The sequence below is a fragment of the Streptomyces sp. KL116D genome (assembly GCF_030766975.1).
In the GTDB taxonomy this organism is placed as follows: Bacteria; Actinomycetota; Actinomycetes; order Streptomycetales; family Streptomycetaceae; genus Streptomyces; species Streptomyces longispororuber_A.
The window spans coordinates 175,826-201,894 of sequence record NZ_JASERH010000060.1; the positions used below are offsets into that span (position 1 = coordinate 175,826).

Consider the following 26,069-nt stretch of genomic DNA (forward strand, 5'->3'; position numbering starts at 1 on the left):
ACGCGCGTCCGCCAGGGATGACAGAGACGACAGGAACAACGAGCACGACGGGAACAACGGGCACGACAGGCACAGCAAGCACGGCAGGGATAGGTTCCGACTGGCGGGAGGCGAGCGCATGACGGTCGTGGCGGACGAGGTTCGGGACGCGGTCGCGGCGGGGCGTCCGGTGGTGGCACTGGAGTCGACGATCATCGCGCACGGGCTGCCGCGGCCCCGCAACCTGCGGGTCGCGCTGGAGCTGGAACAGGCGGTGCGGGAGGAGGGCGCGGTCCCGGCGACGATCGCCGTGCTCGACGGGCAGCCCCATGTCGGCCTGGACAAGGAGCAGTTGGAGCGGGTCGCCAAGGACGAGGGGATCCGCAAGCTCAGTCATCGCGACCTTCCGCTCGCCGTGGCGACGGGGGCGAGCGGCGCGACGACGGTCTCGGCGACCGCGCAGCTCGCGGCGGGCGCCGGCGTGCGGGTCTTCGCGACGGGCGGGCTCGGCGGGGTGCACCGGGGCTGGACGCAGACGCAGGACGAGTCCGCGGATCTGGGACTGCTCGCGCGGACGCGGATCACCGTGGTGTGCGCGGGGGTGAAGTCGATCCTGGACGTGCCCGCCACGTTGCAGCGCCTGGAGACACTGGGGGTGGCGGTCGCCGGGTACGGGACCGAGCGCTTCCCCGGCTTCTACCTCGCCGACTCCGGCGAACCGGTGGACTGGACGCTGCGCACGCCGGGTGAGGTGGCGCGGGTGATGCGAGCCCAGGACGCCCTGGGGGAGCGCGAGTCGGCCCTGATCGTCGCCCAACCCGTACCGGAGGCCGAGCAGTTGGACCCGGAGCTGCACACGCGCGTACTGGAGGGCGGGCTGCGGGAGTGCGAGCGGCAGGGCATCAGCGGGCAGGCCGTGACACCCTTCCTGCTCGACCACCTGATGCGGCACACCGACGGCGCGTCCCTGGAGGCGAACCTGGCGGCGGTGCGGGGGAACGTCCGGCTCGCCGGGCGGATCGCGGCGGCCTGGGCCGGGGCGTGAGACCGGTCGCCGGTTCCGGACTGCTCGTGGTCGGCGACGTCGTCACGGATGTCGTGGCCCGGCACCGCGGGGCGCTCGCCGCGGGGACGGACACGGTGGCGGCGATCCGTACGGTGCCGGGTGGTGCGGGGGCCAACGTGGCGTGCTGGGCGGCGCATGCGGGCTGCCGGGACGTGACGCTGCTCGGACGGGTGGGGGCGGAGTCCGCACGCTGGCACGAGGCCGCGCTCGTCGCGGCGGGCGTGCGGCCGCGGCTCGTGCTGGACGACGAGGCGCCGACCGGCGCCGTGATCTGTCTCGTGGACGAGGCGGACGGGGCCGAGCGCACGTTCCTCACGGACAGCGGGGCGTGTCTGCGGATCGGACCCGAGGACTGGTCGGCCGGCCGGCTGGACGGGGTGGGGTGGCTGCACCTGTCGGGGTATCTGTTCTTCTCGGCCACCGGGCGGGCGCTGGTGACGGCCGCCGTGCGCGACGCACGCGCGCGTGGTGTGCCGGTGAGTACGGATCCGGCGTCGGCCGGGTTCCTGCGGGAGTTGGGGACCGCACGCTTCCTGGCGCTCGCGGACGGCGTGGACGTGCTGGTGCCGAGCCGGGCCGAGGCCGCGCTGCTCGCCGGGGCGGCGGGGCCGGAAGAGGCAGGGGCGAAGCTGAGCGGGCGGTTCCCGGTGGTGGTCGTGAAGGCGGGGCCGGACGGCGCGTGCGTGGCGCGCGGCGGGGTGGTGCGGGAGCGGGTCCCAGCTCCCTCGGACGTGGTGGTGCGGGACTCGACGGGGGCCGGGGACGCGTTCACGGGGGCGCTGATCGCCGCCCGGCTGTGTGGGGACGGCTGGCGGGAGGCCGTGGTGGCGGGGTGCCGCGCGGGGGCGACGGCCGTGGGGCGGGTCGGCGGGCGGCCCCCGGAGCGGCGCGGGCCGACGTGAGCGGCACGGACCGGCGTCAGCGGCGCGTCCACCCCCGCACCGGAACGAGCGGCGCACCCGTCCCCGACCCGGGCCGCACCCGTCGCCCACGCCTACGTCTACGCCTGGCCCTTCCTCCCCCACGCCGAGATCAGCGGCGCCGTCGCCAGGTCCATCGTGCCTTCCGCGACGTTCGCCAGATGGCGGTCGATGTCCTCGTCCGTCGCGATGCCCGCGTCGACGAGCCGGCCGCGGATCTGCTCGACCGTCGCCGTCTCCAGGGCCGTGCAGGCCGGGGAGGTCAGCGGGAAGTACGCGTCCGCCTCGACCTGGCGCAGTCCGGCCTCGCGCAGCAGGCGCGGGAGTTTGCGGCCGTACGACAGGTCGGCGCCGCGCTCGGCGAGCAGCGCGCGGAAACCGTGCCTGAGCCGGTTGGCGAGCCGCTGTTCGGGGCCGTGCTCGTCGGGCGAGAGCAGGGGCTGCAGGGCGGGGTCGGCGTCCTCGATCAGCAGGCGGCCACCCGGGCGCAGGGCGCGGATCATCGACGCCAACGCTCGCTCGCGGTCCGGCACATGGACCAGGACGAGCCGGGCGTGCACCAGGTCGAAGCTCTCGGCGGGCGGTGCGTCGACGCCCACGTCGTGCCGGCGCACCTCGACGGGGCTGCGCGGCGTCGAGGTCTGCCAGGACGTGTCGATGTCGGTGGCGAGGACGCGGCCGGTCGGGCCGACCTTGCGGGCCAGCCACGACACCACCGACGTGCCCCCCGCGCCGACCTCCCAGCAGCGCCAGCCGGAACCGATGCCGAGCCGCTCGATGTGCCGGAACGTCGTCGGGTCGAACAGGGTCGACAGGGCGTCGAAGCGCTGCCCCGCCTCGGGCTGCTGGTTGTCGAGGAGGTACGCGTGGCCGTCGGGTCGCATCATGCGCCGATCATCCCAGCCCCACCTGTGGATACGAGGCATTTGACCGGCTTGGAGCGATCGATGGGGATGCGATCCGGAGTGGATCCATCCGTTCCCACAGGGCTGGACAGGGTGTCACCGATCGCTGGCAGACTGGCTCGCCAAGTCGCCCCTCGCCGGGGCGGCGCACCAGGTACGAGCACGTACGAAGTCCGGCGCGAGGAGCCGAGCATGTCGATGGCGGGCAACCTGCGGAAGGTCGGCGGCCTGCGCAAGGTGGGCGGTCTGCGGAAGGTCGCGCGGCTGGCGCGGCGCCGGCCCCGGGTCGACCTGAGTCACCCGGCGCGCTCCCCGCTGGGGACGGCGGTGGTGAACTGCGTGACGTACCGCGAGGGCGTGCGCGAGCCGGAGCGCGATCTCGTCGACGCGGTGCGCCGGATCCGCAAGAGCGACGACGGATTCGTCTGGCTCGGTCTGCACGAGCCGTCCGAGCTGGAGTTCGCGGACATCGCGGAGCTCTTCGACCTGCACCCGCTCGCCGTGGAGGACGCGGTCCACGCGCATCAGCGGCCGAAGATCGAGCGGTACGGGCAGACGCTGTTCGCCGTGCTGAAGACGGTCTGCTACGTCGAGCACGCCGAGCTCACGGCGACCAGCGAGATCGTCGACACCGGCGAGATCATGGTGTTCGTCGGCCATGACTTCGTGATCACCGTGCGGCACGGCCGGCACGGTTCGCTCGGCCCCGTGCGGGAGAACCTGGAGGCGGCGCCCGAGCAGCTCGCCAAGGGCCCTGCGGCGGTGCTGCACGCGATCGCGGACAGCGTGGTGGACGACTATCTGACGGTGATCGACGAGGTCCAGGGGGACATCGACGAGGTCGAGACGGACGTCTTCGCGCAGACCGGGGCGCGGGCGGACCCCGGCCGCATCTACCAGCTCAAGCGCGAACTGCTCCAGCTGAAGCGGGCGGTGGTGCCGCTGTCCCGGCCGGTGCTGGAGCTGGCGGGGCGTCCGTTCCCCGTGGTGCCGCCGGAGATACAGGCGTACTTCCGCGACGTGTCGGACCACCTGCTGCGGGCGGCGGAGCAGATCGCGGCCTTCGACGAGCTGCTGAACTCGATCCTCCAGGCCCATCTCGCCCAGGTGACGGTCGCGCAGAACGAGGACATGCGCAAGATCACCGCCTGGGCCGCGATCGTCGCCGTGCCGACCATGGGCTGCGGGGTCTACGGCATGAACTTCGACCACATGCCGGAGCTGCACTGGCGGTTCGGGTATCCGTTCGTGCTCGGCGTGATAGCGGTGATCTGTTTCGGGGTGTACCGGGGGTTCAAGCGCAACGGCTGGCTGTGACACGCCTGCCGGACCGCGCCCACTAATGTGTACCGTCCATGTCAGTACGGGGGGTGAGCGATGGCATTGCGGGAGGACGATCCCGAGTCGGTCGGCGGATACCGGATCGAGTCGCGGATCGGCACCGGCGGCATGGGCGTCGTCTATCGCGCCCGCACCCCGTCGGGCCGGGCCGTCGCGGTCAAGGTCGTGCACGGGCAGTACGCGGACGACCCGGAGTTCCGGGCGCGGTTCCGGCAGGAGGTCAGCGCGGCGCGGCGGGTGAGCGGGGCGTTCACGGCTCCGGTCGTCGACGCCGATCCGGACGCGGCGCTGCCGTGGATGGCGACGGTGTACGTCTCCGGGGACACGCTCGCCCAGCGGGTCGCCGCCCAGGGGCCGCTGGACTGGCCGCAGTTGCGCCGGCTCGGGGTCGAACTGGCGGAGGCGCTGCGGGAGATCCACCGCGCCGAGGTCGTGCACCGCGACCTGAAGCCGAGCAACGTCCTGCTGCTCGACTCGGGCAAGGACCTCACGGACGGTGGCGCCGACGGGGCGGTGCGCGTCATCGACTTCGGGATCTCGCGGGCCGCGCAGAGCGACGTGCGGACCCAGACCGGGATGGTGATGGGCTCGCCGCCGTTCATGGCGCCCGAGCAGTTCAGTCATCCGCGCGAGGTGGGGCCGCCGGTCGACGTGTTCTCGTTCGGGGCGCTCCTGGTGTACGCGGCGACGGGCCGCAGCCCGTTCGAGGCGGACAACGCGTATCTGGCGGCGTACCAGACGGTGCACCACGATCCCGAACTGGGCAGACTGCCCGGGGAGTTGAGATCCCTGGTGCTCGCCTGTCTCGCCAAGGCGCCGCAGGACCGGCCGACGCCGGACGAGCTGCGCGACGCACTGGCGGCGCTGCCGGAGGAGACCGCCGCGGGCGAGGCCGGTGAGGACCGCACCGCGACGGCCGAGGGCGCAGGTGCCGGGGACGAGGGTGCCGGGGATCCGGGCGGCCGGACGCCTCCCGGCGGGCCCACGCTCGCGCTCGCCGCGCGGCCGGGGTCGAAGACAGGGCCTGGGTCGTCCCAACCGCGCACCGGATCGGGCGACGACACCCCCGTCACCCCGGACGCCGCCGAACCGGCGACCGCGTCGCACCCGAAGACCCGCCGGGGACGCCGAGGCCGCCGGTTCACGGTGGCGGTGAGCGCGCTCGCCGTGGCGCTGGTGGCCGCGGCCGGCCTCTCCGTCGCACTGCTGACCGGGGGCGAGGACGCGGCGGTGCGCGAGGACGCCCGGCCGGCCAGACCCGACGGCTGGCGGGCCTGGCACACCGTGCTCCCCAAGGCCGACAAGGACGACCCGGCGGGGATGATGCCCGACATGCTGGCCTGCACGCCGTCCTCGCTCGGCGTCTACTGCGCGTCGGAGAATACGGCGCTCACCCGGCTCGACCCGCTGACGGGCCGGGTCGACTGGAAGAGAGCGCTGCACCGCGACGACCCGTACGGCGGCATCTCGGTGACCGAGCCGGAGGTCGTGGCGGGAGCCGGCCTGGTCTTCACGGCGAGCGCGGACGGCACGGCGGGCGTCGACGCCTACGACGCCGAGAGCGGCCGTCGGCTGTGGGGCGAGAAGGGGCCGCTGGCCGAGTTCACGTACCTCAGCGGTGTGCTGGTCGTGCGCGTGGGCGAGTTGAGTGCGTCGCCGTCCGCGCAGTACGCGGCGCTCGATCCGCGGACGGGCAAGGAGTTGTGGCGCCGCACCCTCGCCACCGACTCGCCGAGCCCGCTGTACGCGGGGGCAGACGGCGCGCTCGTGGCCGACCTGCGGAGATCGGGGCGCGGCGACCGCACCGTCGCACGGCTCGACGCCCGCACGGGCCGGACCCTGGGCCGGGTCACGGCACCCAAGGGCGATCTGTGGCTGGCGACGGTGCACGGCGACAGCGCGTACTACGCGCGCTGGGAGAACGACACGGGGGTCTCGTCGAGGATCTTCATCCAGGATCTGACGTCGGGCCGGGTCCGTTCGGTGGACTTCCCGTGGGCGGTCGAGCCGGAGGCGCCGCCGCTGGTCGCGGGCGACACGATGTACGTCTTCGACTACGCGAACGAGATCGTGCTGGCCCTCGACCTGAAGCGGGGCAAGGCGCTCTGGACGACGTCACGCGAGCTGCGCGTGTTCAGCGAGCCGACGGTCAGCGGGGACACGCTGTACGCGACGACGCCCGACAGCAGTGTCATAGCGATCAACACCCGTACGGGCAAGGAGCGTTGGCGTACGAAGCCGCCGGTGAAGGACAGCGGGAGCTCGGCCATCGACGAGCGGACGCCCAGCGGCACGGGGCCGCTGCGGGTCGGCGACGTGCTGTACGCGCTGACGGAGGGCGGCGCCTTCTCGGTGGCCGTGCCCGGCACGTCGTAGGCAGGGCCATCGAGCAGGGCGGGTGGGAGCGGGAGCCGGGGGTCAGCCCTTGGCGTAGACGCTCTCCACCCACGACGCGATCTGGTCGTCGGTGAGGTGGCTGGCCAGATCGGCCTCGCTGATCATGCCGACGAGGCGCTTGTTGTCGATGACCGGCAGACGGCGGATCTGGTGGTCCTGCATCTCGTGGAGGACGTCGGAGACGTCGGCGCCCGCGTCGATCCAGCGGGGCGTGCCCTTGGCCATCTCGCCGGCGGTCACCTTGGCCGGGTCGTGTCCCATGGCGACGCAGCCGACGACGATGTCGCGGTCGGTGAGGATGCCGCACAGGCGCTCGTTCTCGTCGCTGATGGGCAGCGCGCCGACGTTCAGTTCGCGCATCAGCTGGGCCGCGCGGTCCAGGGTCTCGTGGGCGGGGATCCAGCGTGCACCGGGGTGCATGATGTCCGCGGCGGTGGTCATGGAGTACCTCCCGTCGCCGGGATGGAGGGGTGGTCGGCGCGACGCGGGTCGTCGCGGTTCCCGGCGCCGTCCCTCATTCTCGCCGCGCCGCTCCCGGGCCGCATGTCAGGGCGTTGACCTGCGGATCCGCCGAACCGAAGCTGTACCGACGCCACACCGGAGCCGCACCGACGCCGCACCAGAGCCGTATCGAAGCCGTACCTGAAGGGCTATCCGGCGTTCCAGGCCGGGTGCCGGGGGTCGTCCGCGCGGACGACGACGTCGGCGGTCTCGGCGGGCGCGGTCTCGGTGTCGTAGCGGGTGAAGGCCGCGAGGGTCCACCGCTCGTCCTCGGGCGTGCGGCGGCGCAGCGCGGCGGGCGACAGGCTGACGTGGACCGTCAGGTCGAAGGGGAACCAGTGGTTCAGGAGAAGGGGGCCGTGCAGCAACAGGGCGCCGCCCCGAGGGAGTTGGACGTAGTCGCTGCGGGTGGCGCGGTCGGTGACCGGGTCCCACAGATCGGGCAGCACCCGGCCGTTCCCCGTCGCCTCCAGGGGGCCGAACACCTCCCGCCACAGCGCGCCCGTGTCGAGCCAGCCGCCGTAGTACGCCTCCGCGTCCTCGCGTCCGTACTCGAACCGGAGCGAGGCGGGGCGCAGGAAGCCCCCGGCGCCGACGGTCAGGGACGACCGGCCGCGGATCCGCAGCGCGTCGGCGACCCGGGCCGCGAGGTCGCCGGGGCGGGCGGCCGGCGCCCCGTCGAAGGCCACCCTCGGCCAGGGGCTGCCGTCGGCCGGTGCCAGGTCGAGGAGCCGCTCGGCCAGGGCGTCGCCGAGCCGCTCCCAGGTGATCGCTTCGAGTCGCACACGGCCATCATGCCGGGCCGGGCGAAGCCGACGCCAAGGAGGTCCGGACGGCCGCGGGAACGGCGCCACGGACCGCGTGGCACCCGCCGCGCCGCCCTGCCCGAAGCAGTCCTACGGGCAGACGTGGAAGCAGTCCGGCGGGTGGGCGTGGAAGCGGTCCGGCGGGCAGACGTGGAAGCGGTCCGGCGGGTGGGCAAGGGAACCGTATGAGCAGCAGCGCCACCCCCTCCTTCCCCGCGCCGCCCGCCGGACCCCGCCCCGGCGGCCCCCTCGTCTTCCAGCCGATCAGGCGCAGGCGCTGCGCGGCGTGCCGGGCCGGACCGCTCGCGCTGCTGGTCCTCGAGGACGGACGGCCCCGCTGCCTGGACTGCGCCGACCTGGGACACCTGGTGTTCCTGCCGCGCGGCGACACGGCGCTGACCCGGCGGGCCCGGGAGGAGAGCGCGCTGTCGGCGGTCGTGGTGCGGTTCCACCGGCGGCGTGCGCGGTACGAGCGGCAGGGCGTGCTGGTGGAGGAGGCGGCGCTGGCCCGGGCCGAGTCGCGCTGTCTGGCCGACGCGGAGGCGCGGGCGCGACGGCGGGCCCGGGACGCGGCCCGGCGGGCGGCGGAGGACGTGCGGTTCGTGGCGGCGTTGGCCGCGGAGATCCGTCGGCTGTTCCCCGGCTGTCCGGCGGAGCGGGCCCGGGCGATCGCCGGGCACGCGGGGCTGCGCGGCAGCGGGCGCGTGGGGCGCAGCGCGGCGGGGCGTGCGCTGTCCGAGGGGGCGGTGACGGCCGCGGTGCGGGCGGCCGTGCGCCACGGGGACACGCCGTACGACCGGCTGCTGATGTCCGGGGTGCCGCGCAGGGAGGCCCGGACGCGGGTGGCGGGGGCGGTCACGGCGGTGCTCGACGCCTGGGAGATGGGACCGGCGGGGCCGACGGGGGAAATCGCTGCCCCCGCCCGGCCTTCTGAGGGATGATCGGCTGCACGGACCAAGGGGGGTCGGGATGATCGAAGGACCGTTTTTCGTGCTCGTCGTGCTCGGGGCACTGTGGTGCGGCGTCACCGCGGGGGTGTTCGTCGCGTTCTCCACGTTCGTGATGCGCGGCCTCGGGGCGCTGCCTCCGGCGCGCGGGATCGCCGCCATGAACGCCATCAACGTCGCCGCGGTCACCCCGGCGTTCATGATCGTGTTCCTCGGTGCGGCCGCGCTGTGCGCGGTGATCGCCGTGGTGACGTTCGTGCTCTGGCCCGACGAGGGCACCGTCGAGCTGCTGCTCGGCTGTGTGCTCTATCTGGTGGGCGCGTTCGGCGTGACGATCACGGCGAACATTCCGCGCAACGACGCCCTCGCCAAGCTGGCGGGCGCCGAGGAGGCCGAGAGCAGCGCGGCGTACTGGCGCACGTACCTGAGCGAGTGGGGGATGTGGAACCACATCCGGGGCGGGGCCGCGCTCGCCGCGTCGGCCTCGTTCGTGCTGGCGCTCACCTGACCCGCCGCGGGCGACGCGCGCCTCCCGGCCGACCCGACGTATCGTGACGAAAAGAGCCACGACACAGGGAGACGGCCATGGCCGACCCCAAGGGCTTCCTCACCACGCCCCGCCGGGAGGCACCGCGCCGCCCCGTCGGGGAACGGGTCCGCGACTGGGACGAGGTGTACGTCCCCGGGGGTCTGCTGCCGATCATCCGCACGCAGGCCGACCGGTGCATGGACTGCGGGATCCCGTTCTGTCACGAGGCGTGTCCGCTCGGGAACCTGATCCCCGAGTGGAACGACCTGGTGGCGCGGAACGACTGGCGGACCGCGAGCGACCGCCTGCACGCCACCAACAACTTCCCCGAGTTCACCGGCCGGCTGTGCCCCGCCCCCTGCGAGGCGGGCTGCGTCCTGGCCATCAACCAGCCCGCCGTCACCATCAAGAACGTCGAGGTCGCGATCGCCGACCGGGCCTGGGACGAGGGTTTCGTCACCGCCCGGCCGCCCGAGCGGCACACCGGCAGGACCGTCGCCGTCGTCGGTTCGGGGCCCGCCGGTCTGGCCGCCGCACAGCAGCTGACCCGGGCCGGGCACACCGTCGCGGTGTACGAGCGGGACGACCGGCCGGGCGGACTGCTGCGGTACGGCATCCCGGCGTTCAAGATGGAGAAGCGTCACCTGGAGCGCAGGCTGGCGCAGTTGACGGACGAGGGGGTGCGGTTCCGCACGTCGACGGAGATCGGCCGGGACCTGACCGCCGCCGAGCTGCGCTCCCGGTACGACGCCGTGGTGCTCGCCATCGGGGCCACCGCCTGGCGCGAACTGGACGTGCCGGGGCGGCAGTTGGCGGGGATCCACCAGGCGATGGAGTATCTGCCGCTCGCCGACCGGGTCTGCGCGGGCGACCTCCCGGTGTCGCCGCTCGACGCGGCCGGGAAGCACGTCGTCATCGTCGGCGGCGGCGACACCGGGGCGGACTGTCTGGGCACGGCGGTACGCGAAGGGGCCGCTTCCGTCACGCAGTTGGACATCTACGGCAAGCCCCACGACGTGCGCGACGAGGACGTCGAGCCGTGGCCGACGTACCCGAAGCTGTACCGGCTCTCGGCCGCGCACGAGGAGGCGGGCGAGCTGGGGACGGCTCCGGCCGCCGACGCCGACGCGCGGCTCTTCGCGGCGTCGACGCTGCGGTTCACCGGGGACGCGGACGGCCGGGTCCGGGCCCTGCACCTGGTCGAGGTGGACGCGGCGCGCCGGCCCCGCTCCGGGACGGACCGGGCGCTGCCGGCCGATCTGGTGCTGCTCGCGCTCGGCTTCCACGGTCCCGAGCGTCAGGTCGGCGGCCTCGTCGACCAGTTGGGGCTCGGTGTGGACGCGCGGGGCGGGCTCGCGCGGGACCCCGGTTTCGCGACCGAGGTGCCGGGGGTGTTCGTCGCGGGGGACGCGGGGCGGGGACAGTCGCTCGTCGTGTGGGCGATCGCGGAGGGCCGGGCCGCCGCCGCGGCCGTCGACCGCTGGCTGACGGGGACGACGCGCCTGCCCGTACCGATCGGCGCCCACGACCGCCCCATGACACCCTGACCGCGTCGCGACGCCCTGACCGCCGCCACCCCGCGACACCGCCACCCCACGACACCCTGACCGCCGCCACCCCGCGACACCGCTGGACCACCCCCGCGGCACCACTGGTGCCCGCCCCACGGCACCATTGGAGCTCACCCCGCGGCACCACCGGAGCCCACCCGGCGCCGCCGATGGAGCCCACCCGGCGGCACCACTAGAGACCCCCCCGCGGCACCACTGAAGACCCCGAGCGGCAGCGACGGACCACCGATAGGGTGCGTCTCCATGACGGCTTCCTGGGTCGATTCGGCGGAGCTGATCGGCGTCGACCTGCATCTGGAGCTGTCCGGATCAGGTGGCCGACGGGCCGCGCTCGCCGGCGCGCTGCGCCAGGCGGTGCAGTCGGGCCGCCTCGCCCCCGGCACCCGTCTGCCGCCCTACCGCGCGCTCGCCGCCGACCTGGGCGTCGCCCGCAACACCGTCGCCGACGCCTACGCCGAGCTCGTCGCCGAGGGCTGGCTCACGGCGCGACAGGGGTCGGGGACCCGGGTCGCCGAGCGGGCCAGGCCCCTGGGCGGCGCCCGGCGCACCCCGGAACCGGCCCCCGTGCCCGCCGAGGGACCCCGGCACCAGCTGCGGCAGGGCGTGCCGGACGCCTCCGCGTTCCCCCGCACCGACTGGACGGCGGCGTACCGGCGCGCCCTGAACTCGGCCCCCACCACCGCCTTCGGGCCCGGCGACCCGCAGGGCCGCATCGAGTTGCGGACCGCGCTCACCGAGTACCTGGCACGCTCGCGCGGGGTGCGCGCCGAGCCCGAACGCATCGTCGTCTGCTCGGGGTTCGCGCACGGGCTGCGGCTGCTCTTCGGCGAGCGGGTGCTGCGGGGTCCGCTGGCCGTGGAGGCGTACGGACTGGGCTTCCACCGGGATCTGCTGGCCCGGGCCGGCGTCAGGACCGAGCCGCTGACGGTGGATCAGGACGGCGCGCAGGTATATGAGTTGGACGGGATGGGCGGCGTCCGGGGCGTACTGCTCACGCCCGCGCACCAGTTCCCCACGGGTGGCCCGCTGCACGCGGAGCGCCGGGCCGCGGTCGTCGACTGGGCGCGGGCGCGCGGCGGGCTCGTGGTGGAGGACGACTACGACGGGGAGTTCCGCTACGACCGCAAGCCGGTGGGCGCGGTGCAGGGCCTCGACCCCGAGCGGGTCCTGTACATGGGGTCCGTGAGCAAGAGCCTCTCCCCCGCGTTGCGGCTGGGGTGGATGGTGCTGCCGCGGCGGCTGGTGCCCGGGGTGCTGGCGGCGAAGGGCGAGCGGGAGGCGTGGGCGAGCACGCTCGACCAGCTGGCGCTCGCCGAGTTCCTGCGGTCGGGGGCGTACGACCGGCACGTGCGGCGGATGCGTCAGCGGTACCGGGGCCGCCGGGACCGTCTGGTGCGGGCGCTGGCCGGGCGGGCGCCGCACGTCGAGGTGACGGGGATCGCGGCCGGGCTGCACGCGGTGCTCCGGCTGCCGCAGGGCAGCGAGCGGTCGGTGGTGCGGGCGGCGCACGAGCGCGGGATCGCCGTGGACGGACTCACGGAGTTCCGGCATCCGCGGGCGACGGGGCCGGCGGAGGACGGGCTGGTGGTGGGGTACGCGGCGGCTGCCGAGCACGCGTACGGGGCGGCGGTCGAGGCGCTGTGCGAGGTCCTGCCACCCGAGCGGTGAGCCCCGGGACGCCTGGGCACCTGCGTCACCTGAGGCACCTGCATCACCTGCGGCATCTGAGGCATCTGAGGTGCCTGCGTCACCTGAGACATCGGCACGCGGCACCAGGCGCCCCGCGCCCTCGTGCTCATCGCCCGGCGGCCCACGACCCGCCGCCTCACCGTCTCACCGCCCCACCGCCCGCCGGCACGGGCGATCAGGACAGCAGGAAGTCCGCGGCCCCCGACTTGGCGCCCTCGATGAACGCGGTGATCTCACCGGGGGTGTAGATCAGGGCGGGGCCGTCCGGGTCCGACGACTGGCGCACGGCGACCCGGCCGTCGGCCAGCTTCATGGCTTCGAGGCAGTTGCCTCCGTTGCCACCGCTCCACGGCTTGTGCCAGCCCTCGCTGCCGAGTTCGCGCGCGGGCATGCCGTTGTAGATCGGCTCGCCGTCGACGCCTCGTATTCGGTCCTTGATCGAGTCCATTCACAGCTCCTTGCGGAGATCGCGGAGGATCTCCTTTGTGCGTTGTGCCGTCGCGGCATGTGCCGCCATGCGGTCCATGACTTCCAGGTGGGTGGCCACCTCGGGGCGCGCGTCCAGATAGACCGCGCCGGTCAGGTACTCGCTGTAGACCATGTCCGGCAGTTCTGACATGGCAAATCGGAACAGGACGAAGGGGCCGTAGGTGCCCGGGTGCGGGCCGGACGCGAACTCGGCGACCTGGAGCGTCACGTTCGGCAGCTCCATCGCCTCCAGCAGCCGGTCGATCTGGCCGCGCATCACGTCGGCGTCGCCGACGGGCCGGCGCAGGGCGGTCTCGTCCATGACCGCCCAGATCCGCGGCGCGTCCGTGCGGGTGAGCAGCGTCTGACGCTGCATGCGCAGGGCGACGTGCCGGTCGACGACCTCCGGGTCGTCGGCGAGTGCCCGCCCTATGGCGCCGGACCGGAGCACGCCGCGCGCGTACTCCTCGGTCTGCAGCAGGCCGGGCACGAAGTGCGGCTCGTACGACCTGATGAGCGCGGCGGCGCCCTCCAGGCTCACGTACATCGAGAACCAGCCGGGGAGGATGTCGTGGAACCGCTGCCACCACCCCGGCTTGTTCGCCTCCTCCGCGAGCTGCACGAACGCGTCGGCCTCGGCCTCGGTGACGCCGTAGGACTTCAGCAGGAGCTGGAGGTAGGGAATCTTGAGCGAGACCTCCGCTGTCTCCATGCGCCGGACCGTCGCGGCGGTCACGCGGAGTACTTTCGCGGCGTCCTCGCGCTTGAGGCCGGCGCCTTCGCGCAGGTCCTGGAGGCGTCGGCCCAGGACGACCTGGCCGACCGTCGGCGCGGACCGCGGTTCGCTCACGCCCCTTACCTCCCAGTAGTCCGACCCGAAGTCCGAGTGTCCGATTCCAGCCGCAGGAGAGGGTCCGGAGATGGTCGTTCACCGGCCGTTTCCCCGCAGTTCGCCCCCCATGGGCGCCGCGCGACGAGATGCTGCGAGCAGTGTGCCATGCCCGCTCCGCGCGGCACACTGCACTCTGCACTTTTCAGAGTGGCTCTTGCCAAGTGTTCACGACGGGGCGATAGTGGCAAGCGTGACTCCGTCCGCGCCCTTAGGCACAGAAGCCGGCGAGGCTACGCTCGGTGACCGTTCGGGTACGTCCGACCAGACGTATCTGACCGCGGTCCGCCGCAGCAGCTTCGAACTGGCTCCCCACCCGGGCTCCGCCGCACAGGCCCGGCGCATGACGCGCGCCCACCTCAGTGGGTGGGGCGCCTGCGACGACACCTGTGACGCGGCGGCGCTCGTCGTGTCCGAACTGGTCACGAACGCGATCGTGCACACCGCCAGCAGACGGATCCACTGCGAGCTCCACGAGCTGCGCGACGACGCCGGTGAGCGGGTCCGGATAGCCGTCCGCGACGAAGGCTGCATCCCAGGTGACACCCGCCCCGCGGGCCGGATCGCGCCCGAGGAGGAGCACGGCAGGGGGCTCCTCCTCGTGGCGGCCGTCTCCACCGCGTGGGGCGCCCAGGAGACCGGCCCCGGTCTCCTCGTGTGGGCGGAACTGCCCCGCGACGGCGCCGCCGCGGCGGGTCCCGGGCCCGTCCCGGACATCGCCGACGGTGCCGGCTGGGCCTGGTGAACTTCCTCCGCCCCGACCAGGCGGACGGCGAACGACGAGCGTGCTGAGCGGGAACGGATGGGCGTGGTGACGACGCGGACGATGCAGCTGGACTCTCTGGTGGGGCTCGCCCGGCGGTACCGCACCCCGTATCGGTCCCCGCTGCGCCTGTCCGTGCCGGACGGGATGACGGTGCCGCTCGGCTGCGACGCCGTGTCCGTGCCGGAGTCCTTCGCGCGGGCGATGACCCGGCGGCTGCCCCGGATGGGGTGCGTGTACGCGGACGGGTCGAACTGGTGGTGGCTCGTGCCGTCGGACTCCGACGTGGCGCTGGAATGGCCGGCCCCCGCGCGCTACACGGCGGGCGCCGTGGTGCCGGACGCCCGGCGGGCGCCCGACCTGATCCACTGCCCGGACGGCGCCGTCCCCTATACGCCGCCGATCCCGCTGTACCTGGCGCTGTGCCGGGTGACCGGCACGACGCCCGCGTGGTCCCGGTCCGTCGGGGCCTGACGCCCTACCCCGTCACCGCCCGCTCGATCAGCGACGTCACCTCCCCCGGCGCCTCCATGTGCACCATGTGACCGGCCCCCTCCACCACCCGTACCTCCCGCGCGCGGTCCTCCAGGGACCGGCGGTTCGAGGCCGGGACCACGCGGTCGGCGCCGCCCCAGACCGCCCGGAGGGGGACGTCGATCGGGGTCCGTGCGAGGTCGAGGGCCTCGATCGTCGGGACGAGGGCGGCGAGCGCCTCGGCCACGCCGTCGAGGCGTTTGTACCGGAGCAGGTCCTCGACGAGCTGCCGGGTCACCCGGTCCCCGTCGGCGAAGAGCTTGGCCAGGTGGGGTGTCAGTTCGCGCCGGGTGCGGGCCCCGGCGAAGCCGCGCAGGTATCCGGTGTCGAGCTCCGGCCCGTACCCGGCCGGCGCCACGAGCGTCAACGACCGTACGCGCCCCGGCACTTGACCCGCCACCGCCCCGGCCACCGCCCCGCCGAGCGAGTGCCCCACCAGATGGACCCGGTCGAGTCCGAGCACGTCGAGGAACCCGGTGACCGCGTCCGCGAGGACGTCGAGGCCGCCGTCCCCGACGTCCTTCGCCGAGTCGCCGTGGCCCGGCAGGTCGAGCGCGTACACGGCGTGCCGGGCGGCGAGCGGCTCCCGGACGAAGAGCCAGGAGTCCTTGTCGCCGCCGAAGCCGTGCACCAGGACGACCGGCTCGGGCCCTTCGCCCTCGGTGGCGTAGGCGAGCGACCGCCCGGCCACGTCGACGGCGCCGGTCGCGGGCCCGGTGCCGTCCGGCTCGGCGGGCTGACCGCGCGCCAGCAGTTCCCTGGCCTCGGCGGCGGCCGCGTCGATCTCCTCCTGCGGTACGTCGCCGGGGGCGAGCAGGGCGACGGCGCAGCCGACCGGCGCGTCGCCGCCCGCCTCGGTCACGATCGCCCGGAGCACTCCGCCGGCCGGCGCCTCCAGGGTCCCGGCGATCTTGTCCGTGTCGATCTCGGCCAGACCGTCGCCCTCGGCGACCTCGTCGCCCGGCGCGGCGAGCCAGTCGGTGATCCGGCCCGTCCTCATGGACAGGCCCCACTTGGGCATGGTGACGGGGGTGATCCGGTCGTCCACGTCACGCCTTCCAGTCCAGGACGCTCTTCACGGCCGCCGCGACCCGCGTCGCGTCCGGTACGTAGAGGTCTTCGAGGGGCGGGCTGAAGGGGACGGGCGTGTGCGGCGGGGTGACCGTCCCGACCGGTGCGCGCAGCGCGCCGAACGCCTTGCCCGCGACGAGTGCCGCGATGTCGGCGGCCGTCCCGCAGCGCGGCCCGGCCTCGTCGACGACGACCAGCCGGCCGGTGTGCTCGACCGATTCCAGGATCGTGTCCTCGTCGAGCGGGCTGGTGGTGCGCGGGTCGACGATCTCGCAGCGCACGCCGGACGCGGCCAGTTCGTCGGCGGCCTGGACGGCGACGGACACCATCCGGCCGAGCGCCACGATCGTCACGTCCCCGCCCTCGCGCACGATCTGCGCCTCGCCGAACGGGATCGCGTAGCTCTCGGCGGGGACCTCGCCCACCGTGTCGTAGAGCGCCTTGTGCTCGCAGAAGATCACCGGGTCGTCGTCCCGGATCGCCTGGACGAGCAGGCCCTTCGCCTCGTACGGCGACGAGGGCAGCGCCACCTTCAGCCCCGGCACGGACGTGAACACCGGGTACAGGGACTGCGAGTGCTGGGCCGCGGCACGCAGCCCCGCCCCGTACATGGTGCGGATGACGACCGGGGTGACGGCCCGGCCGCCGAACATGTAGCGGAACTTGGCGGCCTGGTTGAAGATCTGGTCGAGGCAGACGCCCAGGAAGTCGATGAACATCAGCTCGGCGACGGGGCGCAGCCCGCGGGTGGCCGCGCCGATCGCGGCGCCGATGAACGCCGACTCGGAGATGGGCGTGTCCAGCACCCGGCCGGGGAACCGGGGCTGGAGGCCCTTCGTCACGCCGAGGACACCACCCCAGGCGTCGGACTCGCCGGGCGCGCCCGCACCGCCCGCGTTGTCCTCGCCGAGGACGACGACGGACGGGTCGCGCTCCATCTCCTGCACGAGGGCTTCGTTGATCGCTTCGCGGTAGGTGATGCTGCGGCTCATGCGTGGTCCCTCCGGCTCAGTACGTGACGTAGACGTCGGTGTCGAGATCGGCCGCCGTCGGCAGCGGGGCGGCCTTGGCCTCGGCGACCGCCTCCTCGATCAGTGCGGCCACTTCCTCGTCCACGGCGTCGAGTTGAGCGGCCGTCAGGTCGCCGGCGGCCGTGACGCGGGTGCGGAAGCGCAGCAGGCAGTCGAGTTCGGCGCGGGCGCGCTGCACCTCGGTGGTGCGGTAGGTCTGCTGGTCGCCCTCGAAGTGACCGTAGTACCTGGTGAGTCGTACTTCGACGAGGCTGGGGCCGCCGCCGGTGCGGGCCCGCTCGATCGCCTCGCCCGCCGCTTCCCGTACGGCGAAGAAGTCGAAGCCGTCGACGGTGGTGCCGGGCATCCCGAAGGCCGCGGCCCGGGCCGCGACGGAGCCGCCGCCGACCGACCACTCGGCCGCGGTCGCCTCCGCGTAGCCGTTGTTCTCGGCGATGAAGACCGCCGGGAGGTGCCACACGGTGGCGAGGTTGAGGGACTCCAGGGTGGTGCCCTGGTTGGCGCCGCCGTCGCCGAAGAAGGCCACGGCCACTCCGCCGTCGCCGCGCACCTTCGAGGCGAGGGCCGCTCCGCAGACGAGGGGCGGGCCGCCGCCGACGATGCCGTTGGCGCCGAGCATGCCGCGGCTGAGGTCGGCGATGTGCATGGAGCCGCCCTTGCCGTGGCAGGAGCCGGTGGCCCGGCCGTAGATCTCGGCCATCATCGCCTTCACGTCGACGTGCTTGGCGATGCAGTGGCCGTGGCCGCGGTGGGTGGAGGCGATCACGTCCCGTTCGTCGTCGAGCCAGCCGCAGACGCCGGCCGCGGAGGCCTCCTCGCCTGCGTAGAGATGGACGAAACCGGGGATGTCACCGGTCGCGAACTCGTCGTGGAGACGCTCCTCGAAGACGCGGATCGTACGCATCGTGCGGTACGCGTCGAGGAGTGCGGCGGCGTCGAGGCCGCCCGTCGCCGGGTCCCGAGGTGTCCGGAGCGTGTCGGTCATGACGTGAACTCCCTTGCCTGTGAGGGCTGTTCAGGTGTTCCTGAACGGTGCGGACAGGGCACATGGCAGCGCGGGGGCGGGCGCCCGGCAAGGGTTGCCCGGGGTTGCAACCCGGACGGGGGTGGTCCGATGGAAGAGATCAGGCCGGACGAACCGGTGACGTCGGAGTCGGAGGAGCTGCTGTTCGGCGGCCCGCTGCGCTACGACATCGGCTGGTCGGCGCACGAGGACGCGTTCCTCCAGCTGAACTTCCGGGCGATGCTCAGGCGGCTGCCGGCGCTCCTCGCGTCCAGCTTCCGGCTCGCCCGGGACGCGGACCGGCGCGCGGCGCTCACCGTGCTGGCCGCCGAGTCGGGGCGGGGCCTCGCGCAGGCGGTGAGCCTGCTCGCGGTGAACAGCGTGCTCGCCCAACTCTTCGCGACCGGCAGCATGGCGGACCGGTTGCGCGGCGCGGCGCCCGCGCTGATCGCCGTGTCGGCGGTCCTGTTCGTGGCGGCGCTGCTGCGGGCGGCGTCCACGTACGCCACGGGACGGCTTGAACCGAAGGTGGAACGGCTGGCCACCGAGCGGTACCTGGAGCGTGCGGCGGCCGTGGAACTGGCGGCGATCGAGGACGACGCGTTCCACAAGCTGCTCGACACGGCGCAGTACGGCGCGCAGTCGGCGCGCCGCATGATCTCCATCGCGACACGCGTGGTGAACGCGATGATCTCCCTGGTCGCGGCGGCGAGCGTGCTCACCGTGCTGCATCCGGTGCTGCTGCCGCTCCTCGTCACCATGACGCTGCCGAGCGCGTGGAGCGCGCTGACGATGGCCCGGCGCCGCTACCGCTCCTTCCACGTGTGGGTGCAGCACGCGCGGGCGGGCCGGCTGATCAGCAGCCTGCTCATCGACACGGCGGCGGCCCCGGAGATCCGGGTGCACGGTGTCGGCCCGTTCCTGCTGCGCCACTTCCGGTCGATGTCGGAGACCCAGGAGGCCGAGCAGGCCCGGCTCGCACGGCTCGCGGCGCGCACGGGTCTGGTCGCGGCGGCGTGGACGGGCCTGGCGACCACGGCGACGTACGCGACGCTCGGTCTGCTGCTGCTCACCGGCGCGATGGCGCTGTCGGTGGCGGGCACGGCGGTGATCGCGATCCGGACCGGCTCACAGAGCCTGGACACGCTGGTCCTGGAGGTCAACGCGCTGCACGAGGACGCCCTGTTCGTGGGCGATCTGGAGCGGCTGTACGTGGAGGCGGCGCGGCGCGCGATCCCGCGGGGCGGCACGCGCCTCCCGTACGAGCCGAAGGAGATCAGGTTCGAGGACGTCACGTTCTCCTATCCCGGCAGTGCCGCCCGACCCGCTCTCGACGGTGTCACGCTCGCCGTGCCGACGGGCCGCATCGTGGCGCTGGTCGGCGAGAACGGCTCGGGCAAGACGACCCTCGTGAAGCTGCTCGCCGGGCTGTACGCGCCGCAGGGCGGCCGGATCCTGTGGGACGGCGTCGACGCGGCGGACGCCGACCGGACCGAGCTCGCCGAGCGGGTCGCGATGGTGGCGCAGGACTTCAAGCGCTGGCCGTTCACCGCGCGCGTCAACGTCGGCATCGGGCGGGCCGCGTACGAGCCGACCGAGGAGCGCATCACGGACGCCGTGACGCAGGCCGGTGCGGGCGAGGTGGTCCGGGACCTGCCGCGCGGCCTGGACACGCTGCTGGCCCGCGCGTTCAGCGGCGGGCACGAGCTGTCGGGCGGCCAGTGGCAGCGGCTCGGCATCGCGCGGGCCGCGTTCCGCAAGGGCCGCATCCTGATCGTGGACGAACCGACGGCGGCCCTCGACGCGCGCGCCGAGCTGGAGGTCTTCGAGAAGATCCGGGCGCTGGCGGGCACCGGCCAGACGGTGCTGCTGATCACGCACCGGCTGGCGTCGGTCCGGCACGCCGATCTGGTGCACGTCCTGGAGCAGGGCCGGCTCGTCGAGTCGGGTTCGCCGGAGGAACTGCTCGCCTCCGGCGGGGTCTACGCCGAGCTGTACGCGCTCCAGGCGGACCAGTTCACCCGACCGGCTCGGCCAGCGCCTCCCGGACGATCACCAGGAACGCGTCCGACGCCAGATCCATGACCACCTCGGCCGGCTGCCCGTCCTGGCGGGCCCGGCGCGCGAACTCCTCGGCGGGCCAGGAGCCGCGGGGCCCGCCGGCCGGGAATCGTTGCAGTACCACTCGTCCGTTGATCATCGTTCTTCCCTGCCCCCGTGATCGTGCCGGTGTGCGCGGCGCCGGTACGTCCCGGCGCCTTCATGGGGGAGAACGCTGACAGGGCGGGTGCGGACTCGCAACGTGACGAGAATGACACCGAGTTGAGACGAGGTCGGGCCGTACGGGACGGGCCCTCAGTCGTCGTACTCGTCGTGATACCGGACCCGCGCACTGCCCGCGGGCGCCCCGAGGGACGACGCCCGCCCTTCCGGTTTCTCCCATTCCTCCTGCCGGCCCAGGGCGGTGAGGTCCAGGAGGTTGGTGGTGAACCCGATGCCGTCCAGGCCGCGGTCGAACGTCGAGTAGGTGTGGAAGACGTGCTCGCCCTCGCGGACGAAGCAGCTGATCGCGGGCCGCTCCTGGAGGCCTCCGTCCTCGGCCTCGACGGTGGCGCCGAAGTCCTGGTTGAAGTCGCTCAGGTTCGACGAGTACCAGGGCACCGTCCAGCCCATCCGCGCCTTGAACGGCAGGATCTTGGTGAACGGGGCGCGGGAGACCGCGGCGAACGCCGTGCCGCGGGCGCGCAGGTGCGCCAGGTGCCCGATCTGGTCGAGGAACCCGGAGCAGCTCGTGCAGCCCGCGTCCCACTCCGGGGCGAACATGAAGTGGTACACGACGAGTTGGCCGCGGCCCTCGAAGAGGTCGAGGAGCTCGGCCTTGCCGTCGGGCCCTTCGAAGACGTACAGCTTGTCGATCTCCACCATGGGCAGCTCGCGCCGCCGGGTGTTCAGCGCGTCGCGCGCCCGGGTCGCCGCCTTCTCCAGGGCGAGCAGTTCCGCGCGAGCGGCGCGCCACTCCTCGCGGGTGACCACCTTCGGCAGCCCCATGGTTCCTCCGTGAGTTATCGGGGTGGGTCTCTCAAAGGGGTGACTGAGGGCGGATGCGGAACTCATCGCTGCGGGGAAAAGAATCTCGCGGATTTTTTTCGGAGGCCCGGGAGCCGGTCCGGGATCAGGTGTCGTACTCCTGGATCCGCCGGCCGTGCCCGCGCTCGACGAGTTCGGGGAGCAGTGCGCTCAACTCCCCCGCCACGGCCGGGACGTCGACAGTGAGGAGCCGTCCGTCGCGCATCAGGACCCGGCCGTCGACGATCGTGGTGCGCACGTCGGCGGAGCGGGCGCTGTGCACGAGGGTCGCGGCGAGGTCGTGCACGGGCTGGGTGTGCGGCCCGCTCAGGTCGACGAGGACGAGGTCGGCGCGGCGGCCTGGCGCCAGACAGCCGATGCGGTCGCCGAGTCCGACGGCGCGGGCGCTGTCGAGGGTGGCGTGCCGCAGGGCCTGACGGGCGGTGAGCCAGCGGGGATCGCGCTCGGCCCGCTTCTGCACGAGGGCGGTGAGCGTCATCGCCTCCCACACGTCGAGGGTGTTGTTGGAGGCGGCGCCGTCGGTGGCGAGTCCGACATGCACGCCCGCGTCGACGAGCGACCGCACGGGCGTGGTGTCCCAGCCGAACTTCAGGTAGCCGCGGGGTGCGGAGGCGACGCCGACCCGGCCGCCCGCGTCCCGCAGCGCGGGCAGGTCGCGCTCCAGGATGCCGGTGCCGTGGGCGATGAGGACGTCGACGTCGAGGAGTCCGGTGCGGCGCAGCGTCTCGACGGGGGTGCGGCCGTGGCGGGCGAGGGCGGTGTCGGTCTGGGCGCGGTTCTCGGCGGCGTGCAGATGGACCGGAAGACCGTGCTCGCGGGCGAGTTCGGCGGTCGCGGCGAGGTCCTCGTCGGTGACGGTGTACGGGGCGTGCGGGGCCAGCGAGGTGGTGATGCGGCCGCCGGCCCGGCCCCGGTGGGCGAGGGCGAAGTCGAGGGACCTGGCCCGCCCGTCCGGTCCCTGGGAGGAGAAGAACGCCTCGCCGAGGTCGGCCCGCAGGCCCGTCTCCTCGACGACCCGGGCGACGGTGTCCATGGCGAAGTAGTGGTCGGCGAAACAGGTGACGCCGCCGCGGATCATCTCGGCGCAGGCGAGCCGGGCGCCGAGTTCGACGACGCGCGGGGTGAGGTTCGACTCGATGGGCCAGATCCAGTCGTTGAACCACTCCTGCTCGGGGAGGTCCTCGACGAGTCCGCGCAGGGCCACCATCGGGCTGTGCGTGTGGCAGTTGACGAATCCGGGCAGGGCGACCAGGCCGCGGGCGTCGATCCGCTCGACGGCGTCGAGGGCGGCCGCGGCGGCGCTGTCGGTGACGTCGGCGACGGCTCCGTCCCGTACGACGACGGCGGCGTCCGCCCTGAAGTGGAGTGCGTCGGCGGCGCGTCGCGGGTCGGTCTCGTCCGGGTCGCCGTGCTGGAGGACGGTGCAGCCGGTGACGATCAGGTCGGCGGGCGCCTCGTCGTGCGCGGTGGGGGCTGGCATGGGGTCACGGTAGCGAGGGGGCCGCCCCCGCTGCGTCCAGCGGCGTACGGCCCGGTCCGCCGCGGCGACGACCCGGATCGCACATCGCGCGCCCGCCCTGTCCGGCGGTGCGGCCCGCTGCCACGCTGGCGGCCACGGCCCGGACCGGGACCGGGCCGACGCGAGGACGGAGCGCGCCATGCTCGTCGGCACCTGGAACCTGGAGAACCTCTACCGCCCCGGCGGGCCCTACGGACCCCGGGACAAGGCCGCGTACGAGGCGAAGCTGGCCGCGCTCGCCGCCACCGTGAACCAGTTGCGGCCCACCCTGCTCGGCGTGCAGGAGGTCGGCGACCCGGCGGCGCTGGACGACCTCGTGCAGCTGCTCGACGGCCGGTACACCGCGACGCTGTCGGAGTCCCCCGACGAACGCGGGATCCGGGTCGGCTTCGTCAGCGACATCGCCGTGCGCGTCGTCGCGGACACCACGGCGTTCCCGGAGGACGTGCGCCCGGTGCAGGTGGACGACTCGGGGCGGACCACGGGCCGGGTGGGGCGCGGGGTGCTCGCGGTGAACTTCTCGACGCGGGCGACCTGGCTGACGGCCGCCGTCTGCCACCTCAAGTCGAAGCTCCTCGGTTATCCGCGCGGCCGGTTCGTGCCGCGCGACGAGGGCGAGCGGGCGCGCTACGCCGCGTACGCGCTGCAGCGCCGGGCGGCGGAGGCGGCCGCGGTGCGGGCGCTGGCCGACATCCTGATCGGCGCGGACGGCCGGCGCGAACGGGTCGTCGTCCTGGGCGACTTCAACGACGAGGTGCACGCCGCGACCACCCAGATCGTGCAGGGCCCGCCCGGCTCCGAGATCGGTACGCCCGGCTTCGACCGCCCCGACCAGGGGGACGCGAAGCGGCTGTGGAACGTCGCGCCGCTGATCCCCGAGGAGCAGCGGTACTCGCGGGTCAGCGCGGGCCGCCGCGAGCTGATCGACCACGTCTTCGTCACGCACGAACTGGTGGGGCGCGTCGTCCGCGCCGGCACGGGGGCGCCGCGCGAGGCGGGGGCGGAGCTGCACCCGCTGCCGACGGTCGGCGAGGACCCGGAGGTGCGGCGGGACGCACCGGGGTCGGACCACGCGCCGGTCTGGATCGACCTGGCACCGTGAGGCACCCGCGCCCCAAGTGACCGCACCTCTCCCGCTGTTCGCTGAGAACGCACTGTTGTCCGCTGAGCCGTACGCCATCACAATGCTCATGCCAAACATGGCACTCAGTACGGGAGAGGACCCCCCACATGAAGAAGTCTCTCGTCGGCGCGCTCTTCGGTGTTCTGCTCATAGGCGCGGCAACAGCCGCTCCGGCAGCGGCACTTGACGCACCGTCGGACGCACCCGCCACGAAGGCCAAGGCGGTGAACTTCGCCGGCACGGTCGCGCTCAGCAACTGTTCGGGATCGGTCGTCCGCGTACCCGACTCGCAGCCGACGGACCCGGCGCTCGTCATGTCGAACGGCCACTGCCTGGAGTCCGGTTTCCCCGGCCCCGGCGAGGTCGTCGTCGACCAGCCGTCGTCGCGCACCTTCAGCCTGCTGAACTCGGCGGGCAGCAAGGTCGCGACGCTGCGGGCGAGCAAGGTCGCGTACGGCACGATGACGGACACGGACGTCTCGCTGTACGAACTCACCAGCACCTACCAGCAGATCGAGGGCTCGTACGGCATCAAGGCCCTCGAACTCTCGGCGGCCCGTCCGGCGCAGGGCACCGCGATCAGTGTCGTCTCCGGCTACTGGAAGCGGATCTACAACTGCTCGGTCGACGGCTTCGCGTACCGCCTCAAGGAGGGCGAGTGGACCTGGAAGGACTCGGTCCGCTACACCTCCACGTGCGACACGATCGGCGGCACGTCCGGCTCCCCGGTGCTCGACCAGTCGACCGGCAAGGTCGTCGCGGTCAACAACACCGGTAACGAGAGCGGCGAGCGGTGCACGGACAACAATCCGTGCGAGGTGGACGAGTCCGGCAACGTGACGGTCCGCGAGGGCATCAACTACGCGCAGCAGACGTACGGGATCGTGCCGTGCGTCGGGATCGGCAACAAGATCGACCTGTCGGCAGCGGGGTGTGAGCTGCCCAAGCCGTAACAGGTGGAGCGGCGGTGAACCGCGCCCCGCAAGGGGCGCGGGGAACTGCGCGAGCAACCACGACGGCGCGGCAGCCGCCGACCCGACGGAGCCGCTCACGGCGCCGAGGCGCTACGCCGCGAGCTCCGCGAGCAGCACGCCGATCCGTTCGGCGTGCCGCTCGGGCACCCGCCCGGTGTCGTCGACGTGCACGGCACACGCCGTGGTCGTGTCCACGAGCCGCTCCAGCACGACGGTCACCCGCCGCGCGCCGTGCGAGTGCCGGGCGACGACGGGCAGTTCGGCCGCGGCGAGCTCGACGGCCGCACGCGCCTCGGCGAGCGTCCGGTACGCCTCCCGCCGCAGCGCCCACCGCCCGGCCCGGTCACCGCCGCCCTCCTCGGCCAGCACGTGCCGTACGTAGGCGTGGGCGGCGTCCCGTGCGACGGCGAGCCGCACCCGTACCCCGCCGCCGCGCTGCGCGCCCGGCCACGGCAGGTGCCCGGCGATCAGCACGATGCCGCAGGCGAGCAGCGTCTCGGTGATCCGGCTCCACGAGGCCTGCGGTTCCCCGCCGACCATGACGAGCGACAGCACGAGCACCGTGATGACGGCGGTCTGCGCGGCGAAGTGCCGGGTGGCGACGGGGACGAGCGCCCCGCACAGCACGACGAGCGCGACGAGTCCGAAGGGCCGCGGCAGCAGCGCGGCGAGCCCGGCGAACAGCGCGGCGCCCGCGACGGTGCCCGCGGCCCGGCACAGCACCCGGGAGACGAGTGGCCCCAGGTCGGGCTTGACGAGGAACACGGCGGTGGCGGGCAGCCAGTACCCGTGCACGGGTTGCAGGGCCTGGGCGACGGCGGCGCCGGCCCCGAAGGAGAGCCCGACGCGCACCCCGTACTCGCGTCCCGCCGGCCCGACGGCCTTGCGCAGTACGCCGATTGGCGTGGGGCGGCGCCTCGGTGGCCCGCCCGTACCGCCCCCGTCGAACACCCCGG

The 26,069-nt window shown here is 73.7% G+C and carries 25 protein-coding genes; 13 read left to right on the forward strand and 12 right to left on the reverse strand.

The window, feature by feature from the left end:
* Window positions 1–118: 118 nt before the first annotated feature.
* Both RBJ77_RS24970 and RBJ77_RS24975 read left to right on the forward strand, forming a co-directional pair.
* Window positions 119–1,024, forward strand: coding sequence for a pseudouridine-5'-phosphate glycosidase (locus RBJ77_RS24970; protein ID WP_372347077.1), 906 nt, complete (start codon window positions 119–121; stop codon window positions 1,022–1,024).
* Entirely contained in the window at window positions 1,021–1,947 is a 927-nt protein-coding gene (locus RBJ77_RS24975) for a carbohydrate kinase family protein (protein ID WP_372347078.1), read from the forward strand. The genes RBJ77_RS24970 and RBJ77_RS24975 overlap by 4 nt, the downstream gene beginning before the upstream one ends.
* A gap of 98 nt (window positions 1,948–2,045) precedes the next feature.
* Here RBJ77_RS24975 and RBJ77_RS24980 read toward each other — a convergent pair whose 3' ends face one another.
* The gene (locus RBJ77_RS24980; RefSeq protein ID WP_372347079.1) at window positions 2,046–2,852 is read right to left on the reverse strand and encodes a methyltransferase domain-containing protein; all 807 of its coding nucleotides are present in this window, start codon (window positions 2,850–2,852) and stop codon (window positions 2,046–2,048) included.
* A gap of 210 nt (window positions 2,853–3,062) precedes the next feature.
* On the opposite strand from RBJ77_RS24980, the gene RBJ77_RS24985 reads away from it, so the two are divergent.
* Together RBJ77_RS24985 and RBJ77_RS24990 are read left to right on the forward strand one after the other, a co-directional pair.
* Complete coding sequence (locus RBJ77_RS24985; protein ID WP_372347080.1) at window positions 3,063–4,187, forward strand: magnesium and cobalt transport protein CorA; 1,125 nt, start codon at window positions 3,063–3,065, stop codon at window positions 4,185–4,187.
* 60 nt (window positions 4,188–4,247) lie between these two features.
* On the forward strand, window positions 4,248–6,587 hold the full coding sequence (locus RBJ77_RS24990; protein ID WP_372347081.1) for a PQQ-binding-like beta-propeller repeat protein: 2,340 nt from the start codon (window positions 4,248–4,250) through the stop codon (window positions 6,585–6,587).
* Between the two features lie 42 nt (window positions 6,588–6,629).
* On the opposite strand, the gene RBJ77_RS24995 is transcribed toward RBJ77_RS24990, so the two are convergent.
* Both RBJ77_RS24995 and RBJ77_RS25000 read right to left on the reverse strand, forming a co-directional pair.
* Complete coding sequence (locus tag RBJ77_RS24995; protein ID WP_255978735.1) at window positions 6,630–7,049, reverse strand: CBS domain-containing protein; 420 nt, start codon at window positions 7,047–7,049, stop codon at window positions 6,630–6,632.
* 209 nt (window positions 7,050–7,258) lie between these two features.
* A complete protein-coding gene (locus RBJ77_RS25000; RefSeq protein WP_372347082.1) occupies window positions 7,259–7,894 on the reverse strand; it encodes a uridine kinase in 636 nt (211 codons plus the stop codon).
* A gap of 206 nt (window positions 7,895–8,100) precedes the next feature.
* Between RBJ77_RS25000 and RBJ77_RS25005 the strand changes: the two genes are divergently transcribed.
* From RBJ77_RS25005 to RBJ77_RS25020, 4 genes are all read left to right on the forward strand, one after another.
* On the forward strand, window positions 8,101–8,856 hold the full coding sequence (locus tag RBJ77_RS25005; protein WP_372347083.1) for a DUF2293 domain-containing protein: 756 nt from the start codon (window positions 8,101–8,103) through the stop codon (window positions 8,854–8,856).
* 28 nt (window positions 8,857–8,884) lie between these two features.
* Window positions 8,885–9,370: a DUF1772 domain-containing protein gene (locus RBJ77_RS25010; protein WP_372347084.1), complete on the forward strand. Its 486-nt coding sequence runs from the start codon at window positions 8,885–8,887 to the stop codon at window positions 9,368–9,370.
* 77 nt (window positions 9,371–9,447) lie between these two features.
* The gene (locus RBJ77_RS25015; RefSeq protein WP_372347085.1) at window positions 9,448–10,938 is read left to right on the forward strand and encodes a glutamate synthase subunit beta; all 1,491 of its coding nucleotides are present in this window, start codon (window positions 9,448–9,450) and stop codon (window positions 10,936–10,938) included.
* A 267-nt stretch (window positions 10,939–11,205) separates the two neighbouring features.
* A complete protein-coding gene (locus RBJ77_RS25020; RefSeq protein ID WP_372347086.1) occupies window positions 11,206–12,630 on the forward strand; it encodes a PLP-dependent aminotransferase family protein in 1,425 nt (474 codons plus the stop codon).
* Window positions 12,631–12,826: 196 nt separating this feature from the next.
* Here RBJ77_RS25020 and RBJ77_RS25025 read toward each other — a convergent pair whose 3' ends face one another.
* Together RBJ77_RS25025 and RBJ77_RS25030 are read right to left on the reverse strand one after the other, a co-directional pair.
* On the reverse strand, window positions 12,827–13,099 hold the full coding sequence (locus tag RBJ77_RS25025) for a DUF397 domain-containing protein (RefSeq protein WP_255978745.1): 273 nt from the start codon (window positions 13,097–13,099) through the stop codon (window positions 12,827–12,829).
* Complete coding sequence (locus tag RBJ77_RS25030; protein WP_372347087.1) at window positions 13,100–13,969, reverse strand: helix-turn-helix domain-containing protein; 870 nt, start codon at window positions 13,967–13,969, stop codon at window positions 13,100–13,102.
* Window positions 13,970–14,351: 382 nt separating this feature from the next.
* On the opposite strand from RBJ77_RS25030, the gene RBJ77_RS25035 reads away from it, so the two are divergent.
* Both RBJ77_RS25035 and RBJ77_RS25040 read left to right on the forward strand, forming a co-directional pair.
* Window positions 14,352–14,753: an ATP-binding protein gene (locus tag RBJ77_RS25035; protein ID WP_308284799.1), complete on the forward strand. Its 402-nt coding sequence runs from the start codon at window positions 14,352–14,354 to the stop codon at window positions 14,751–14,753.
* Window positions 14,754–14,834: 81 nt separating this feature from the next.
* Complete coding sequence (locus RBJ77_RS25040) at window positions 14,835–15,245, forward strand: hypothetical protein (protein ID WP_372347088.1); 411 nt, start codon at window positions 14,835–14,837, stop codon at window positions 15,243–15,245.
* A 4-nt stretch (window positions 15,246–15,249) separates the two neighbouring features.
* Here the strand turns inward: RBJ77_RS25040 and RBJ77_RS25045 are convergent, their stop codons facing one another.
* Genes RBJ77_RS25045 through RBJ77_RS25055 form a run of 3 tightly spaced genes read right to left on the reverse strand, consistent with a single transcriptional unit; the run spans window position 15,250 to window position 18,392 of the window.
* Window positions 15,250–16,353: an acetoin dehydrogenase dihydrolipoyllysine-residue acetyltransferase subunit gene (locus tag RBJ77_RS25045; protein WP_372347089.1), complete on the reverse strand. Its 1,104-nt coding sequence runs from the start codon at window positions 16,351–16,353 to the stop codon at window positions 15,250–15,252.
* Between the two features lies 1 nt (window position 16,354).
* Entirely contained in the window at window positions 16,355–17,368 is a 1,014-nt protein-coding gene (locus RBJ77_RS25050) for an alpha-ketoacid dehydrogenase subunit beta (RefSeq protein ID WP_372347090.1), read from the reverse strand.
* 16 nt (window positions 17,369–17,384) lie between these two features.
* Window positions 17,385–18,392, reverse strand: coding sequence for a thiamine pyrophosphate-dependent dehydrogenase E1 component subunit alpha (locus RBJ77_RS25055; protein ID WP_372347091.1), 1,008 nt, complete (start codon window positions 18,390–18,392; stop codon window positions 17,385–17,387).
* 129 nt (window positions 18,393–18,521) lie between these two features.
* Here RBJ77_RS25055 and RBJ77_RS25060 point away from each other — a divergent pair, with 129 nt between their 5' ends.
* Window positions 18,522–20,495 (forward strand): ABC transporter ATP-binding protein, encoded by a 1,974-nt coding sequence (locus tag RBJ77_RS25060; protein ID WP_372347092.1) that lies wholly within the window; start codon window positions 18,522–18,524, stop codon window positions 20,493–20,495.
* Here RBJ77_RS25060 and RBJ77_RS25065 read toward each other — a convergent pair.
* From RBJ77_RS25065 to RBJ77_RS25075, 3 genes are all read right to left on the reverse strand, one after another.
* Window positions 20,428–20,610, reverse strand: coding sequence for a hypothetical protein (locus tag RBJ77_RS25065; protein WP_255978755.1), 183 nt, complete (start codon window positions 20,608–20,610; stop codon window positions 20,428–20,430). The two genes, RBJ77_RS25060 and RBJ77_RS25065, sit on opposite strands and share 68 nt — an antisense overlap.
* 155 nt (window positions 20,611–20,765) lie before the next feature.
* Complete coding sequence (locus RBJ77_RS25070) at window positions 20,766–21,458, reverse strand: DUF899 domain-containing protein (protein ID WP_372347093.1); 693 nt, start codon at window positions 21,456–21,458, stop codon at window positions 20,766–20,768.
* A 124-nt stretch (window positions 21,459–21,582) separates the two neighbouring features.
* Window positions 21,583–22,977: an amidohydrolase gene (locus RBJ77_RS25075; protein ID WP_372347094.1), complete on the reverse strand. Its 1,395-nt coding sequence runs from the start codon at window positions 22,975–22,977 to the stop codon at window positions 21,583–21,585.
* Window positions 22,978–23,155: 178 nt separating this feature from the next.
* On the opposite strand from RBJ77_RS25075, the gene RBJ77_RS25080 reads away from it, so the two are divergent.
* Entirely contained in the window at window positions 23,156–24,118 is a 963-nt protein-coding gene (locus RBJ77_RS25080) for an endonuclease/exonuclease/phosphatase family protein (protein WP_372347095.1), read from the forward strand.
* A gap of 128 nt (window positions 24,119–24,246) precedes the next feature.
* Window positions 24,247–25,092: a serine protease gene (locus RBJ77_RS25085; RefSeq protein ID WP_372347096.1), complete on the forward strand. Its 846-nt coding sequence runs from the start codon at window positions 24,247–24,249 to the stop codon at window positions 25,090–25,092.
* Between the two features lie 111 nt (window positions 25,093–25,203).
* On the opposite strand, the gene RBJ77_RS25090 is transcribed toward RBJ77_RS25085, so the two are convergent.
* A partial coding sequence (locus RBJ77_RS25090) for an FUSC family protein (RefSeq protein WP_372347097.1) occupies window positions 25,204–26,069 on the reverse strand: 866 nt, incomplete at its 5' end.

Excerpts from the sequence above, each read along its gene's own strand:
- RBJ77_RS24970 (WP_372347077.1), top strand. The coding sequence starts at position 119 with ATGACGGTCGTGGCGGACGAGGTTCGGGACGCGGTCGCGGCGGGGCGT.
- RBJ77_RS24980 (WP_372347079.1), bottom strand. The coding sequence starts at position 2,852 with ATGATGCGACCCGACGGCCACGCGTACCTCCTCGACAACCAGCAGCCC.
- RBJ77_RS24985 (WP_372347080.1), top strand. The coding sequence starts at position 3,063 with ATGTCGATGGCGGGCAACCTGCGGAAGGTCGGCGGCCTGCGCAAGGTG.
- RBJ77_RS24990 (WP_372347081.1), top strand. The coding sequence starts at position 4,248 with ATGGCATTGCGGGAGGACGATCCCGAGTCGGTCGGCGGATACCGGATC.
- RBJ77_RS24995 (WP_255978735.1), bottom strand. The coding sequence starts at position 7,049 with ATGACCACCGCCGCGGACATCATGCACCCCGGTGCACGCTGGATCCCC.
- RBJ77_RS25005 (WP_372347083.1), top strand. The coding sequence starts at position 8,101 with ATGAGCAGCAGCGCCACCCCCTCCTTCCCCGCGCCGCCCGCCGGACCC.
- RBJ77_RS25010 (WP_372347084.1), top strand. The coding sequence starts at position 8,885 with ATGATCGAAGGACCGTTTTTCGTGCTCGTCGTGCTCGGGGCACTGTGG.
- RBJ77_RS25015 (WP_372347085.1), top strand. The coding sequence starts at position 9,448 with ATGGCCGACCCCAAGGGCTTCCTCACCACGCCCCGCCGGGAGGCACCG.
- RBJ77_RS25020 (WP_372347086.1), top strand. The coding sequence starts at position 11,206 with ATGACGGCTTCCTGGGTCGATTCGGCGGAGCTGATCGGCGTCGACCTG.
- RBJ77_RS25025 (WP_255978745.1), bottom strand. The coding sequence starts at position 13,099 with ATGGACTCGATCAAGGACCGAATACGAGGCGTCGACGGCGAGCCGATC.
- RBJ77_RS25035 (WP_308284799.1), top strand. The coding sequence starts at position 14,352 with ATGACGCGCGCCCACCTCAGTGGGTGGGGCGCCTGCGACGACACCTGT.
- RBJ77_RS25040 (WP_372347088.1), top strand. The coding sequence starts at position 14,835 with ATGCAGCTGGACTCTCTGGTGGGGCTCGCCCGGCGGTACCGCACCCCG.
- RBJ77_RS25050 (WP_372347090.1), bottom strand. The coding sequence starts at position 17,368 with ATGAGCCGCAGCATCACCTACCGCGAAGCGATCAACGAAGCCCTCGTG.
- RBJ77_RS25055 (WP_372347091.1), bottom strand. The coding sequence starts at position 18,392 with ATGACCGACACGCTCCGGACACCTCGGGACCCGGCGACGGGCGGCCTC.
- RBJ77_RS25060 (WP_372347092.1), top strand. The coding sequence starts at position 18,522 with ATGGAAGAGATCAGGCCGGACGAACCGGTGACGTCGGAGTCGGAGGAG.
- RBJ77_RS25065 (WP_255978755.1), bottom strand. The coding sequence starts at position 20,610 with ATGATCAACGGACGAGTGGTACTGCAACGATTCCCGGCCGGCGGGCCC.
- RBJ77_RS25070 (WP_372347093.1), bottom strand. The coding sequence starts at position 21,458 with ATGGGGCTGCCGAAGGTGGTCACCCGCGAGGAGTGGCGCGCCGCTCGC.
- RBJ77_RS25075 (WP_372347094.1), bottom strand. The coding sequence starts at position 22,977 with ATGCCAGCCCCCACCGCGCACGACGAGGCGCCCGCCGACCTGATCGTC.
- RBJ77_RS25080 (WP_372347095.1), top strand. The coding sequence starts at position 23,156 with ATGCTCGTCGGCACCTGGAACCTGGAGAACCTCTACCGCCCCGGCGGG.
- RBJ77_RS25085 (WP_372347096.1), top strand. The coding sequence starts at position 24,247 with ATGAAGAAGTCTCTCGTCGGCGCGCTCTTCGGTGTTCTGCTCATAGGC.